The following is a 12,495-nucleotide window of genomic DNA, read 5'->3' as shown; positions in this document are numbered from 1 at the left end:
CCGACCGCGCCTACCGCATCGGCCAGACCCAGCCCGTCCAGGTCCACCGCATCATCGCCGAAGGCACCGTCGAGGACCGCATCGCCGAACTGCTGGAGACGAAGCGTGCCCTGGCCGACGCCGTCCTCGGCTCGGGCGAGACCGCGCTGACCGAACTGACCGACCGGGAACTGGCCGATCTCGTCTCCCTGCGCAGGCCCTCGTGATCACCGCGCGGGAGGACCGCCGCCGCACCTTCGGCTCGATGCCGCCGGGCACCGAGCCCACCACCTGGTGGGGCCGTGCCTGGGCGGAGGCACTGGAGCAGTTCGCGGACTCCGCCCGGCTGGGGCGGGGCCGCGCCTACGCCGCCTCCGGGCAGGTCGACGCGATCACCGCCACCCCCGGCCGGCTGGTGGCCTACGTCCGGGGGAGCCGCCCCCGCCCCTACCGCACCGAACTGGCGCTGACCGAGTTCACCGGCCCCGAGTGGGACGACCTGCTCGCCTCCCTCGCGGCGGATCCCTCCGCCCTCGCCGCCCTGGTGGAACGGGAGGTCCCCCGCTCACTCGCCGACCGGATCCTGCCCGGCCCCGGGGAGCTCCTCCCGCGCTGCTCCTGCCCGGACACCGGCCGTCCCCCGTGCAAGCACGCCGCGGCCCTCTGCTACCGCGCGGCCCGGCTGGTCGACGAGGACCCCTTCGTGGTCCTGCTGCTGCGCGGCCGGGGCGAGCGCGAGCTGCTGGACGAGCTCACCCGCCGCAACGCCGCCCACGCGGCCCGGGAACAGCCCGCATCCGCCCCGGACTTCCCCGGCGTCCCGGCCCGTACGGCGCTCGCCCGGGTACCCGCCCCGCTGCCCGCCCCGCCCGTCCCGCCCCGGGCCGTCGGGACACCCCCGGCCTGCCCGGCCGACCCGGCGGCCCCGGACCCGCTCGTTCTCGACCAGCTCGCGACGGACGCGGCGGCCCGCGCCCACGCCCTGCTCACCACGGGGACGGACCCGATGGCCGGACTGGACCTGTGGCAGGACGCGGTCAGGCTTGCCTCCGCCCACCCCACGGCCGGGCTCACCGGCACGGCCCGGCGCCTCTACCGTGACCTGGCCCGCGCCACCGGCCGCACCACCACCGACCTGGCCCGCGCGGCAGCGGCCTGGCGCCAGGGCGGCCCGAGCGCCCTCGCCGTCCTCGAAGCGCCCTGGGACCCGCCCGCAGGCCCCTTCGACCGGGCCCGCCCGGCCCTGCTCGCCGCGGGCCTGGGCCTGTTCCGCCCCGACCGCAACCGCCTGACCTCCGCCACCCGCCAGCTCCGCCTGGGCCGCGACAACCTCTGGTACGCGTACGAGTCCCGGCCCGCCGAGGACGACTGGTGGCCGGCCGGGTCGCCGTCCCCCGACCCCCTGTCGGCCCTCGGCCACCCCGCGGGCAGCTGACCGGACCGATCACAAACCGGCTTCCGTGAAGAAGTGGGGCCTCCGGACCGGAAGATGACGGTCGGCATCCAGTCATGAAGTACGTCCGGCTCCGTACACGATGGAGTGAATTGCGTACCGGGCATATAACCCATTCGGGTTTACGGCGTTGTCTCCGGTGCGGGTGAACGCCCGCGAACTTCTCCGAAGGCAGGGAAACACATGCGTCAGGGTCGTCGGAATGGCTTGATCGCGGCGGTCGTCGTGAGTGGTGCGGTCTCGGTCGGAGCCGGCGGATTCGCCTTCGCCGACGCGGAGGCCGGCGGTACGGCCGAGCGGTCGCCAGGACTGCTGGCGGGGAATCTGGTGCAGCTGCCCGTGGACGCGCCGGTGAACCTCTGCGGCAACACCGTGAGCGTGGTCGGGCTCCTCAACCCCGCGTCGGGCAACCGGTGCGCGAGCGCCGGCGGATCCTCGTCCGGGTCGTCCCGGCCGGGGGACGCCAGCAGCACCAACGGGCGGTCCGGCGGTGCCGTGGCCGAGGGGACCGCGAAGGGTTCCCCCGGTGTGATCACGGGCAACGGCATCCAGCTGCCGGTCCAACTGCCCGTGAACGTCAGCGGCAACTCGGTGAACGTGGTCGGCGTGGGCAATCCCGTGTTCGGGAACGAGTCCGTGAACGTCACGACGCCCAGCAAGCCGGAGCCGGTGCGTCCGCCCGTGGTGCCGCCCAAGACCCCGCCGAAGGTGGTCGTGGTGCCGCCCGCGAAGCCGCCCGTGGCCCCGCCGGCTCCGGCGCCGGAGCCGGAGCCGGTCCGCCCGTCCGGCTCCTCGCTCGCGCAGACCGGTGCCGACGGGGTCGGCTACCTGCTGCCGGCCGGTGGGGCGCTGCTGCTCGGCGGGGCGCTGCTGTTCCGCAGGTCCCGGGTCAACGCGCTTCCGTAGCGGGTGGATTCCGCCAGGCGTCCAGGATCGCGTCGATCCGGGGTGCCAGCCGGGCCCGGGCCTGGAACCGGGGCACGCCGGCCACCAGGAGCCGGTCGTACTCGGTGTCGTCGTGCCGGACAGCCGCCCGCACGGCGACCGAGACGGCGAGCTCGTCCAGGGCCCGGCCGGCCGCGGTACGGCCCACCCGGCCGCTGCCCCGCAGGGACGCGTGGGCGGCGATGGCCAGCGCGCGGTCGGCCGGGCAGCCGGGGAAGAGGCGGAGTATCTCCGTCGCGAACACCGTGGTGAACCGGCTGTCCTCGGCAGCCCGCCGGCGCCGGGCACGGTCCCGCTGACGGGCCCGGACCTCGGCATCCGCCCGGCAGGACCGCTCGGCGTGCGCCAGCGCGGCCGGTTCCACCAGCAGGCCCTGGCGTTCGTAACGGCGGCGTCGCTTGTTGAAGCGCACCACCACCGCCGACTGGGAACTTCCCTGCCGGGCCCGGCGGGTGAGCGCGGCATCGCCGCGCGGCAGATAGACGAGGTGTCCGAGGCGGGCGCAGGTGAGGCAGCGCGGCACGCCGGACTCGCGGACCAGGTGCGGCAGCGGACCGTGCCGGCACTCCGCGCAGTGGATCTGCTTGAGCGGCTCGAACACCACGAGGTTCATGGAGAGGTGATACCGCCGACCGGGCCCCTTATCACCTCCGAGCCGCAGCCGGTGGGACAATCGGCATGTTCGCCGATACTCCTGGTGGTTGTCCTACCGTGTGACGATGCTCAGGATGATGTGGTCGGCGGACGCGGTGGTCGACGAGTTCACCCTGCGGCCCGGTGAGTCCACCGGATGGCACTACCACCTGGTCCCGCTCCTTGCGGTCGTCCGCTCCGGGACGCTGACCCGGATCCTCCACGACGGCTCCGTCGAAATCAGCCCCGCCGGAACGATGTTCGTCGAGGCCGCGGGCCGCGACCGCGTGCACATCGGCTTCAACCAGGGCGCGGAAACGGTTCGCCTGCAGGTCGTCTACGCCCTTCCGGAGGGCGCCCCGCTGACCGTGGACGCCACGCCACCGCCGTGCTGCACCGAGGCCGTCCGGCCCGCCGTCAATCCCGTGGCCGGCGGCCCGCACGGCATGACATCCTGACCCGGCCGGGAGGGGTGTAGCTCAATGACCAGAGCGCCGGTCTCCAAAACCGGGCGATGTGGGTTCAAGTCCCGCCGCCCCTCCCGGTCCTGGTCGTCGACGCCGCGCCGGCCGTACGCCGCTGCCGCTCAGACCAGTCGGCGTATCTCCCCGCGCACCCGGTAGAAACCTCCCGAGGCCGCGTGCAGCCCGTCCACCACGTACCGCGCGCCCGCCTCCCGGATGCCCCGCGGAAACTGCACGTTCCACCCGTGCTCGAAGCCGTCCGAGACCACCTGGACCCGCAGCCGGCCGCTCTGCTGGACGCACTCGACCACCACACCGCCCGCCGGGGCCGAGGCCGCCCGCACCGTGGCCACCGCGGCCGCCGAGGCCGCGGGCCGGTACACCGGGAGCGCCGCGGCCGACTTCACGTCCCTGGCCGTCGGCACGGAACCCTGCTGCGCGGCCGCGATGGCCGCCTCGCTCGCGTCCACACACAGCAGCGAGCCGTCCGTGGTCACCAGGTACAGCCGCTCGTCGAGGTACTGCATGGACAGCGCCGAGCCGCTGCCCGTGCCCAGCTTCCACAACCGGTTCCCGGCCGCGTCGAAGCAGTACACCGAGGAACTGGAGTCACCCGCGAACACGTACCGGCCGTCCGGGGAGGCCGCGCACGAGTACACCGCCGAGTCGCACCGGTACAGCGCCTCGTCCGCCCCCGACGCCTTCGACATCCGCTGCACCACGTTCCGCCCGGTGCCCGCGAAGACCGAGTCCCGCTCCTGCCAGCCGAACAGCACTCCGCCCCTGGTCGGCGTGTGCCACAACTCGGCTCCGCTCTCCGCCGAGTACGCCGTCACGCCCCCGTTGTGCCCGTGGTACACGGCGTGCTCGTCGGCCCGCACCATCCACGCGTGGTTGCCGGAGGACTTCCGGGACCACTGGAACTCCTCCTCGTGGTCGATGACGGTCAGGCCGCCCCCCGCGTCGGAGACGCTGAGCACGCCCTCGCGGATGTCCAGCCAGAAGATGTCCACGTCCGGCGCGATGTCGTAGGCACCGAAGGGCACCTTCGCCGACAGGTCGTACACCGTGCCGTCGTCGCACCCGGCGTAGATCCAGAAATCGTCCGCGACCAGGCACTTCACCCCGTCCGGCAGCGAATAGCGGGCCAGCACCTCACCGCCGTGGCTCAGCGTGTAGACGTCACCGGCCTGATTGCCCACCCAGCAGCGGTCCTCGTCCACGTGGATGCCGAACGCCGAGGCGCCGGTGCGGAACCGCCACAGCACCGGGGCGACCGCCCGGGCCGTGGAGGGAGCCGAGGCGACCTGCCGCCGGGTCACCGCCCGTGCCGCCCGCTGCCCCTGCACCGCCGGCGCGTACCCCTTGCGGACCTTCTCGCCGACCTTCTTCGCGGCGGCCGCCCGGGCCTTCTCGGCCGTCGGGAACGAGGAGCTCTGCAGCTGGCCCGCCGCACCGATGCGGCCGTACCGCACCGACACGTCCGTGCCGTCCACGGTGACCTCGTAGAACTTGTGGGCACCGCCGCCGTCCTGCGACAGCTCCAGATACGTGGTCTCGCGAGCCATGACAGACCTCTCCCCAATGGCCGGACCCGACGGCCCGTTCCCGTCGGTGATCCCTCGTCAAGAACGCTAGGGGCCACCACTGACAATGGACGGGTGCCGACCTTGGAACCGATCACCTGGGAAGGGCTGGCCGAGCGGATCGCCGGACGGCTCGTGGACCGTCAAGGCTGCGGGGAGGCCGGGGGCGGGCGGCTGCGCGTGGCCGTCGACGGCGCCCCGGCCGCCGGTACCGGCCCGCTCGCGGAACTGCTCGCCGAAGCCCTCCGGCTGCGCGGCCGTCCCTCCCTGGTGATCCCCGCCGAGGGCTTCCTGCGGCCCGCCTCCCTCCGGTTCGAGCACGGCCGCGAAGACGTCGACTCCTACCTCGGCGGCCGGTACGACACGGCCGCGCTCTGGCGCGAGGTCTTCGACCCGCTGGAACCGGGTGGCACCGGCCGGGTGCTGCCCGACCTGTGGGACCCGGTCACCGACCGGGCCACGCGCAGCCCGTACGCCGAACTCCCGCCGGACGCCGTGGTGATCCTGCACGGTCCGCTGCTGCTGGGCCACTGGTTCCCGTTCGACTTCGTCGCACACATCGCGCTCTCCCCGGGCGCGCTGGCCCGCCGTACCCCCGAGGCCGACCGGTGGACTCTCCCCGCCTTCGCGCGGTACGAGACCGAGACCGATCCGGCCGGAGCGGCGGACACGCTGATCCGCGCCGACGACCCGCGCCGCCCGGCCTGGACCGGCCTCGCCGACTGACAGACCGGAGCGGCCGGAGCGGCCGGAGCGGTCTGTCGCGCCGGCCGCCCGTGACGAAGGTCCGTGCCGGGCAACAGCCCGATCCCGGGTCGGTGACGAACGGGATCCGGCCGTCGACCTGGCCGATTCCCGCCCCTTACGGTGGCGTCGGCGATTCGGTGGGCGAGTCGGCCGGTACGCGGGTCGGCGGCCGGCGGTGCAACGGCGGGCATCCGCCGAAGGCTTGGCAGAAGGAGACGGCAATGCGCGGACGTGGTGGAAGAGCCCTGACCCGGAGACGGTCCGGCCGGGCCGCGATGGCCGCCGGCCTGGCCCTCTGCGCCACCCTGGCGCTCGCCGGCTGCCAGGGTGACGACGGCGGCACGGGGGCCGGCGGCCCCGCCTCCGGTGCCGTCTCGCCGTCCGCCCAGGCTCCGGAGCCCGCGGCACCTTCGGGTGCGCCCGCGCCGTCCGCCCCCAAGGCCACCCCGACGGCGACCCTGTCCAAGCCCGTGCAGGCGCCCAAGGCGACCGCCACCCCGGCGGGCAAGCCCAAGTCCCCGGCGCCCGGGGCGAGCTGTGACCACAAGATGCCGATCTCGCCCGACGAGATCGCGGTCCACCGCTACACCCCCGAGGGCGGGTTCCACAGCCTCATCGTCCGGCACGGCAACTGGGGCTGCGGTACCCCCGACTCGGACGGCGCGCCCTTCGAGGAGGTGGGTGTGGAGACCTTCCTCCCGATCGCCGACGGCGCCGCGATCACCGCGGTCACCCCGATCGTGGAGAGCACCGAGAACCAGAAGATCACCCTGCAGCAGCTCATCGACTGGCTGGTCGCCCACCCGAACCAGGGCCTGGTGTTCCGCTACCACCTCGGCGCCAAGGGCGCGATCGACAAGCTGGACCAGGTCTTCACCCCGTAGGTCCAGGCGAGGCTCACATGCGGCTCACGCCCGGCTCATACGCGACTCACGCCCGGCTCACACGGGGCGCCCGCCGAGCCGGGCCACCGCCAGTGCCCCCGCCCGGCAGCCGGCCCGGGCGGCGGCCACCGGCGGGGCGCCCGCCAGCCGGGCCGCGAGGAAGCCGCCGGTGAACGCGTCACCGGCACCGGTGGAGTCCACCGCGCGGGCGGGTTCCCCGGGGACCTCGGCCGTCACCGCGCCCCTTTCCGCGACCAGTGCCCCCGCGGCGCCCCGGGTGACCACCACCAGGGGGAACCGCCGGCTGAGCGCGGCGGCGGCCGCGGCCACGTCCTCCCTACCGGCCAGCAGCCGGGCCTCGTCCTCGTTCGGGAGCAGGACGGAGGCGCCGTCCGCCGCTGCGAGGAAACGTTTCACCCCCACGGTTGCCAGGAACCCCGCCGAGGCCGGGTCGACACTCACCGGCACTCCCCGGGCCCGCGCCGAGCCCAGCGCGAGCGCGGCCAGTTCCCGGCTGCTCTCCGCGAAGTACAGGTACCCGGACAGGTGCAGATGGGCCGCCCCGTCCAGCAGGGCCGGGTCCCAGTCGGCCGGGCACAGGCGCAGCGCGGCCCCGCTGTCGGTCAGGAAGGTCCGCTCGGCGGCCTTGTCGACCAGCGCCACCACCGCCCCGGTCGGCTCCACCGGATCCACGACCAGGTGCGCCCTCACCCCGGCCGCGGCCAGCGCCCGCTCGTGCCAGCCGGCCCACTCCTCGCCCACCCGGGCCAGCAGCCGGACCTCCGCCGCGCCGTGCCCCGCCACCGGGTCCGCGCGGGCGGCCCAGCAGGCCGCGTTGGCCCCCGCGCCGCCCGGCAGGATGCGGATCCGCGCGGCCGTGTCCGTGGCCGGGGCGAGGGGTTCGGCGTGCACGGCCACGACGTCGGTCACCACGTCCCCGACCACCACCAGGGCCCCGCCTCCCAGGGGTCCCGCGGGGATTCCGTTCGCCGCGGATCCGCTCACCGGGCCGCCCAGGCCGCCGCGATCCGCGCCCCCAGCCGGACGTTGCCGCGCACCGCCGCCAGGTTGGCCTCCAGGGAGGCGCCGCCGGTCGCCCGGACCAGGAAGTCCAGCAGGAACGGGGTGACCGCCTGCCCGCTGATGCCCCGCTCCCGGCAGGCGCCGAGCGCCTCCGCCAGCACCCGGTCGTGCAGCACCGGGTCCAGCTGCTCCCGTTCCGGCACCGGTCGGGCCACCAGCAGCGCCGAAGCGGGCCCGCCCAGCGCGTCCTGAGCGGCCATCACCCCGGCCACCTCCACCGGGGTGCGCACCGTCCAGTCCACCGGAAGCCCCGAATCGGCCAGGTAGAACCCGGGGAACCGGTCCGTCCCGTAGCCCAGCACCGTCACCCCCAGGGTCTCCAGCCGCTGCAGTGTGGCCGGCACGTCCAGGATCGACTTCACCCCCGCGCACACCACCGTGATCCGGGTCCGGGCCAGCAGCGGCAGGTCCGCCGACTCGTCCTGCGTCTGCGCCCATTCGCGGTGCACGCCGCCCAGCCCGCCGGTCGCGAAGACCCGCAGCCCCGCCCGGGCGGCCAGCACGGCCGTCGCCGACACCGTCGTCGCGCCCGTCACCCCCGCCGCGACGGCCGGCGCGAGATCCCGGTGGCCCAGCTTCCGCACGCCGTCCCCGCCGGCGATCCGCTCCAGCTGCTCCTTGTCCAGCCCGGCCCGGGGAACCCCGTCGAGCACCGCGACGGTGGCCGGTACCGCGCCCTCCGCCCGTACGAGGTCCTCCAGTTCCAGGCCCACCGCGAGATTGCGGGGGCGCGGCAGGCCGTGCGCCAGGATGGTGGACTCCAGCGCCACGACCGGCTGCCGCCGGGCCAGCGCGTCTCGTACCTCTTCGGACAGGACCGGGATCTCGGTGTGCTGTGGCATGTCCCCATCCATGGCACCGCGGCCCGGCCGCCAAACGCCCTCCGGGCCGGGACGGCCGAGATCGGACCGGGCGCGGCCGGCGTACCGTCACGGCCGGCGTACCGTCACGGCCGCGGTATCGACAGGGTGACGCGCCCGGCACGCCGATCGTGGACGGAATGGCCACCCTGTCCGCAGGCGCGACCGGGCTAGGGTGACGCGCCATGAGCACCAGTGATCACAGCGCCCCCGCCTCCTTCGCCGTCACCGTCCCCGACGTTCCCGACTCCGAGCTGGAACGCGAGGAGCTCGACCCCGCCCAGATCGTCTCCGGCACTCCGGTGGTGACCGGGAAGGTCCTGTGGGAGTCCGCGGACGGCACGCAGGTGCGGGGCATCTGGCAGATCACCCCGGGCGTGGTCACCGACACCGAGGCGGACGAACTGTTCGTGGTGGTCAGCGGGCGCGCCACCGTCGAGGTGGAGGGCGGCCCGACGCTGGAGGTCGGGCCCGGCTCGGCCTGCGTGCTGCGCAAGGGCGACCGGACCACCTGGACCGTCCACGAGACGCTGCGCAAGGCCTACCACATCAACCTGTGACCGGGCGCCGCCGTACGGTGAACAGCAGCAGGCCCGCCAGCGGCACCAGCAGCGACGCCCCGATGACGTTCAGCCAGCCGTAGCCGGCCTGCGCCACGACCAGGCCGGCCGCCGCACCGCCCAGTCCGGCGGAGGTGTTCATGGTCAGGTCGGACAGCCCCTGGACGGCCGCGCGGGCGGGCTGCGGCACCGAGTCGGTCAGCAGCGCGGAGCCCGCCACCAGGCCGGCCGACCAGCCCAGGCCCAGCAGGAACAGGCCGGCCGCGGACCGCGTGTGCGAATCCCCGGCGGTACCGGCGAGCAGCGCCGCGAGGCTCAGCAGGCCGGCCGCCAGGCCGATCACGGACAGCCTGCCGATCCGGTCGGCCAGCCAGCCCCACACCGGGGAGAAGGCGAACATGCCCGCGATGTGGCCGCTGATCACCAGCCCGATCAGGTCCAGCGAGGCGCCGTGGTGGCCGAGGTCGAGCGGGGTCATCACCATGATCGACACCATGACGGTGTGACACACCGCGACCGTCAGCAGGGCCAGCCTGGCCCGCGGTGACGCCTTGACCGCCGCCACTCCGGCCCGCAGCGAGCGTGCCTCGGCGGACTGCTCGGCGGGTCCGGCCAGGGCGCGGGCGGTGAGCAGCGGATCGGGCCGCAGCAGTACGGCGACCACCGCGGCGGTGACCAGGAAGATGCCGGCGGCCCACAGGAAGGGACCCGCCGTCCCGGGTATGGAGGTCCCCTCGAAGCTGCGGCTGGCCGGGGCCGAGAGGTTCGGGCCGAGGACGGCACCGAGCGTGGTGGACCAGACGACCGTGGAGATCGCGCGTGCCCGGTGGTCGGGCGCGGCGAGGTCGGCGGCGGCGAAGCGGGCCTGCAGGTTGGCCGAGGACGCGGCGCCGAACGCGGCCATGCCGAGCAGCAGCAGCGCGAAACTCGACGTCACGGCGGAGAGGACCACCACCAGGGCGCCCGTCGCACCGATGAGGTAGGCCAGGACCAGCCCGGCCCGCCGGCCGCGCCTGGTCATCAGGGCGGCGAGCGGCAGCGACAGCAGGGCCGTCCCGGCCACCGAAGCGCTGGAGGCCAGCCCGGACAGTGCCTCGGTGCCGCTGACCTCGGTGGCGAGGACGGGCGCCAGGGCGATGCTGATGGGGACGCCGAGGCCGCCGATGATCTGGCTGGTCATGAGGACGGCCGTGGTGCGGCGCTGGAGGCGGGGGAGGTCTTCGGGCGTCACGGGTGCGGCCTTGTGGGCGCCGGCTGCTGCAGTGGTCACGTCGGCAGTCTCGCAGCGACGGGGCGCCGGCGGTACGGGAAGCCCTCCGGCTGCCGCCGGCTCCCCACTCCGCAGCCGCTGCCCCCGGGCCTGGGCGGTGGCTTGGCCGCCCCTGGCGCCGCCCGGGAGCGGTGCTCCGCCCGGAGGGGGTTCCGACGCCGTGTGCGGGGTCGGGGTGCGGGGACACGCTGCGCGTCCGGCGCGGGCCGGTGTGCCGTGTGCCCACCCGTGCCGCCCTGCGGCACGCCTGCCCACACGGCCGGTGACTGCGCGGCACGCCTGCACACGCGGCGGCGCGGCAACGGCACGCCTGCTCACACGGCCGGTGGTTGCCTGGCCGCCCCGCACCGGGGGAAAGCCGGGGCGGTCAGAACAGGGGTTGGGGGAGGACGCCCTCCAGGGCCAGGAGGGCGCGCTTGGTTTCCACGCCGCCGCCGAAGCCGCCGATGCCACCGTCGTTCTCCACGACCCGGTGGCAGGGCACGACCACCGGAAGCGGGTTCGAGCCCATGGCAGCGCCGACCGCCTGGGCCGCTCCCGGCTGCCCGACCCGCGCGGCCAGCTCGCCGTACCCGACCACCGTCCCGTACGGCACCGAGTCCGCCAGCTCGCGCAGCACCAGGCGGTTGAATCCGGCCGACAGCCGCCAGTCCAGGGGCAGCTCGAACCGCCGCAGCGAGCCGGCGAAATAGGCCGCCAGCTGACGTATCGGCTCGGCGAGCAGCACCTCACCGCCCGGGTCCGGACGCCACGCGTCGGCGCCGAGCCGGGACACCAGCGGACCGGCAAGGTCCGGCCGGTCCGCGTCGGCATGGAACTCCACCCGGACCAGTCCCTCCTCGGTCGCGGCCAGGAAGAGCGGACCGATGTCGCTGGCGACCACGGTCCATTCGAGGTGCGGCTCGCGCGGCCGCTCGGTGCTGTCCATGCTGTCCACGCCTCCACCGTACGGCCCGCCACCGACCGGCCCCGCGCCCTGTGGACGAAGCGGCCCGTGGGCCCGCCCGCGGCCTGCGCGTCAGACGGCTTCCAGCGCCTCCCGGATCACGTCCGGCGCGTTGGTGATGATCCCGTCCACCCCCATGTCCCGCACCTTCCGGGCCACGTCCGGCGCGTCCACGATCCAGGTGTCGATCTCCATCGGCCGCCCGTGCGCCCCGCGCAACCCGTGCACCGCCGACACCCACTCGGCCGAGATCGTGGTGTGCCACGGATTGATCCGGTCGGCGAACTCGGCGTAGCCGGCCAGGTCGGCGACCGCCGGGGTGCCCAGGAAGGCCGTGGTCACGTCGGGCCGCAGCCGGTGCAGGGTCCGCAGGCAGTCCGCGCTGAAGCTCTGCACCACCAGGCGCCCGCCGACGTGCCGCTCGTCGAGCCAGCCCGCCTCCTCCAGCACCCGCAGGGTGTCCTCCTCGATGCCGGGGTAGAGCTCGGGCTTCTTGATCTCCAGGAGCAGCCGCTGCCGGTTCTGGCGCACCCGGTCGAGGTACTCGCGCAGCGTCGGCACCCGGGCCCCGGCGTACTCGGACCGGAACCAGCTGCCCGCGTCGAGGCCGGCGATCTCCTCCGCGGTGAAGTCCCCGACCCGCCAGGGACTCCGGTCCGGGAACAGGACCTCCACGTCCGTGGTCCGCGCCAGGGTCTCGTCGTGGACGACCACCAGTTCGCCGTCCTTGGTGCGCTGGACGTCGTTCTCCACCCAGTCCACGCCCATCTCGTCGGCGAGGTCCACAGCTGCCAGGGTGTTCTCCGGGGCGTACGCCGAGGCCCCCCGGTGCGCATAGAGGACGGGTGCGCCGGCCTGGAACCGGACGGCGGCCGCCGGACCCGCCGCCGGACCCGCCGCCGGACGGGCCGGCGGACCGGCCGCAGGGGCAGCTCCCGCGGAGGTGCCCCGGGAGGAGGCGGTGGTGGTTCCGCCGGCCAGGGCGAGGGCGAGCCCCAGCAGGGCGGCCACCGCCGTGGCCACGGGTCGTACGTACATGCGCGATCCCCTCCAGACGTGACTGGTGCACTTGATCCGGATCATGG

At 74.8% G+C, this 12,495-nt stretch carries 13 protein-coding genes, 1 tRNA gene and 1 pseudogene; 8 read left to right on the top strand and 7 right to left on the bottom strand.

What is annotated here, in order from left to right; all coding sequences use genetic code 11:
• From ACGFQ9_RS33650 to ACGFQ9_RS33640, 3 genes and pseudogenes are all read left to right on the top strand, one after another.
• Positions 1–206 (top strand): annotated as a pseudogene (locus tag ACGFQ9_RS33650) (ATP-dependent helicase); the annotation flags it as partial.
• Positions 203–1,414, top strand: a complete 1,212-nt coding sequence (locus tag ACGFQ9_RS33645; protein ID WP_393579193.1) for an SWIM zinc finger family protein — start codon at positions 203–205, stop codon at positions 1,412–1,414. The pseudogene ACGFQ9_RS33650 and the gene ACGFQ9_RS33645, both read left to right, overlap by 4 nt.
• Positions 1,415–1,615: 201 nt before the next feature.
• Complete coding sequence (locus ACGFQ9_RS33640) at positions 1,616–2,338, top strand: chaplin (RefSeq protein WP_393579192.1); 723 nt, start codon at positions 1,616–1,618, stop codon at positions 2,336–2,338.
• Here ACGFQ9_RS33640 and ACGFQ9_RS33635 read toward each other — a convergent pair.
• A complete protein-coding gene (locus ACGFQ9_RS33635) occupies positions 2,322–2,990 on the bottom strand; it encodes a DUF2293 domain-containing protein (protein ID WP_393579190.1) in 669 nt (222 codons plus the stop codon). The genes ACGFQ9_RS33640 and ACGFQ9_RS33635 overlap by 17 nt on opposite strands.
• 106 nt (positions 2,991–3,096) lie before the next feature.
• Here ACGFQ9_RS33635 and ACGFQ9_RS33630 point away from each other — a divergent pair, with 106 nt between their 5' ends.
• Entirely contained in the window at positions 3,097–3,468 is a 372-nt protein-coding gene (locus ACGFQ9_RS33630; protein WP_393579189.1) for a cupin domain-containing protein, read from the top strand.
• Between the two features lie 10 nt (positions 3,469–3,478).
• Positions 3,479–3,551 (top strand) — tRNA-Trp (locus tag ACGFQ9_RS33625).
• Between the two features lie 45 nt (positions 3,552–3,596).
• Here the strand turns inward: ACGFQ9_RS33625 and ACGFQ9_RS33620 are convergent.
• On the bottom strand, positions 3,597–5,042 hold the full coding sequence (locus tag ACGFQ9_RS33620; protein WP_393579187.1) for a WGR domain-containing protein: 1,446 nt from the start codon (positions 5,040–5,042) through the stop codon (positions 3,597–3,599).
• Positions 5,043–5,135: 93 nt separating this feature from the next.
• On the opposite strand from ACGFQ9_RS33620, the gene ACGFQ9_RS33615 reads away from it, so the two are divergent.
• Positions 5,136–5,786, top strand: coding sequence for a uridine kinase (locus tag ACGFQ9_RS33615; RefSeq protein WP_393579185.1), 651 nt, complete (start codon positions 5,136–5,138; stop codon positions 5,784–5,786).
• 242 nt (positions 5,787–6,028) lie between these two features.
• Entirely contained in the window at positions 6,029–6,691 is a 663-nt protein-coding gene (locus tag ACGFQ9_RS33610; protein ID WP_393579184.1) for a hypothetical protein, read from the top strand.
• Positions 6,692–6,748: 57 nt separating this feature from the next.
• Here the strand turns inward: ACGFQ9_RS33610 and ACGFQ9_RS33605 are convergent, their stop codons facing one another.
• Positions 6,749–7,696 (bottom strand): carbohydrate kinase family protein, encoded by a 948-nt coding sequence (locus tag ACGFQ9_RS33605; RefSeq protein ID WP_393579183.1) that lies wholly within the window; start codon positions 7,694–7,696, stop codon positions 6,749–6,751.
• Positions 7,693–8,616: a pseudouridine-5'-phosphate glycosidase gene (locus ACGFQ9_RS33600; RefSeq protein ID WP_393579181.1), complete on the bottom strand. Its 924-nt coding sequence runs from the start codon at positions 8,614–8,616 to the stop codon at positions 7,693–7,695. The genes ACGFQ9_RS33605 and ACGFQ9_RS33600 overlap by 4 nt, the downstream gene beginning before the upstream one ends.
• A gap of 203 nt (positions 8,617–8,819) precedes the next feature.
• On the opposite strand from ACGFQ9_RS33600, the gene ACGFQ9_RS33595 reads away from it, so the two are divergent.
• Positions 8,820–9,194, top strand: coding sequence for a cupin domain-containing protein (locus ACGFQ9_RS33595; protein WP_393579179.1), 375 nt, complete (start codon positions 8,820–8,822; stop codon positions 9,192–9,194).
• Here ACGFQ9_RS33595 and ACGFQ9_RS33590 read toward each other — a convergent pair.
• From ACGFQ9_RS33590 to ACGFQ9_RS33580, 3 genes are all read right to left on the bottom strand, one after another.
• Positions 9,184–10,374: an MFS transporter gene (locus tag ACGFQ9_RS33590; RefSeq protein WP_393579210.1), complete on the bottom strand. Its 1,191-nt coding sequence runs from the start codon at positions 10,372–10,374 to the stop codon at positions 9,184–9,186. The genes ACGFQ9_RS33595 and ACGFQ9_RS33590 overlap by 11 nt on opposite strands.
• Positions 10,375–10,831: 457 nt before the next feature.
• Positions 10,832–11,392 carry a methylated-DNA--[protein]-cysteine S-methyltransferase gene (locus ACGFQ9_RS33585; protein ID WP_393579208.1) on the bottom strand — a complete coding sequence of 187 codons (561 nt, stop codon included), beginning with the start codon at positions 11,390–11,392 and terminating at the stop codon, positions 10,832–10,834.
• 90 nt (positions 11,393–11,482) lie between these two features.
• Positions 11,483–12,448 (bottom strand): glycerophosphodiester phosphodiesterase, encoded by a 966-nt coding sequence (locus ACGFQ9_RS33580; RefSeq protein ID WP_393579178.1) that lies wholly within the window; start codon positions 12,446–12,448, stop codon positions 11,483–11,485.
• Positions 12,449–12,495 lie beyond the last annotated feature (47 nt).

The organism is Streptomyces sp. NPDC048603 (assembly GCF_043199475.1).
Lineage (GTDB): Bacteria > Actinomycetota > Actinomycetes > Streptomycetales > Streptomycetaceae > Streptomyces.
The sequence above is the reverse complement of the archived record's forward strand: the minus strand, read 5'-3'. Positions and strand labels throughout refer to the sequence as shown.

Coding starts and splice junctions, on each gene's coding strand:
- ACGFQ9_RS33640 (WP_393579192.1), top strand. CDS start 1,616: ATGCGTCAGGGTCGTCGGAATGGCTTGATCGCGGCGGTCGTCGTGAGT.
- ACGFQ9_RS33635 (WP_393579190.1), bottom strand. CDS start 2,990: ATGAACCTCGTGGTGTTCGAGCCGCTCAAGCAGATCCACTGCGCGGAG.
- ACGFQ9_RS33630 (WP_393579189.1), top strand. CDS start 3,097: ATGCTCAGGATGATGTGGTCGGCGGACGCGGTGGTCGACGAGTTCACC.
- ACGFQ9_RS33620 (WP_393579187.1), bottom strand. CDS start 5,042: ATGGCTCGCGAGACCACGTATCTGGAGCTGTCGCAGGACGGCGGCGGT.
- ACGFQ9_RS33610 (WP_393579184.1), top strand. CDS start 6,029: ATGCGCGGACGTGGTGGAAGAGCCCTGACCCGGAGACGGTCCGGCCGG.
- ACGFQ9_RS33600 (WP_393579181.1), bottom strand. CDS start 8,616: ATGCCACAGCACACCGAGATCCCGGTCCTGTCCGAAGAGGTACGAGAC.
- ACGFQ9_RS33595 (WP_393579179.1), top strand. CDS start 8,820: ATGAGCACCAGTGATCACAGCGCCCCCGCCTCCTTCGCCGTCACCGTC.
- ACGFQ9_RS33590 (WP_393579210.1), bottom strand. CDS start 10,374: ATGACCAGCCAGATCATCGGCGGCCTCGGCGTCCCCATCAGCATCGCC.
- ACGFQ9_RS33585 (WP_393579208.1), bottom strand. CDS start 11,392: ATGGACAGCACCGAGCGGCCGCGCGAGCCGCACCTCGAATGGACCGTG.
- ACGFQ9_RS33580 (WP_393579178.1), bottom strand. CDS start 12,448: ATGTACGTACGACCCGTGGCCACGGCGGTGGCCGCCCTGCTGGGGCTC.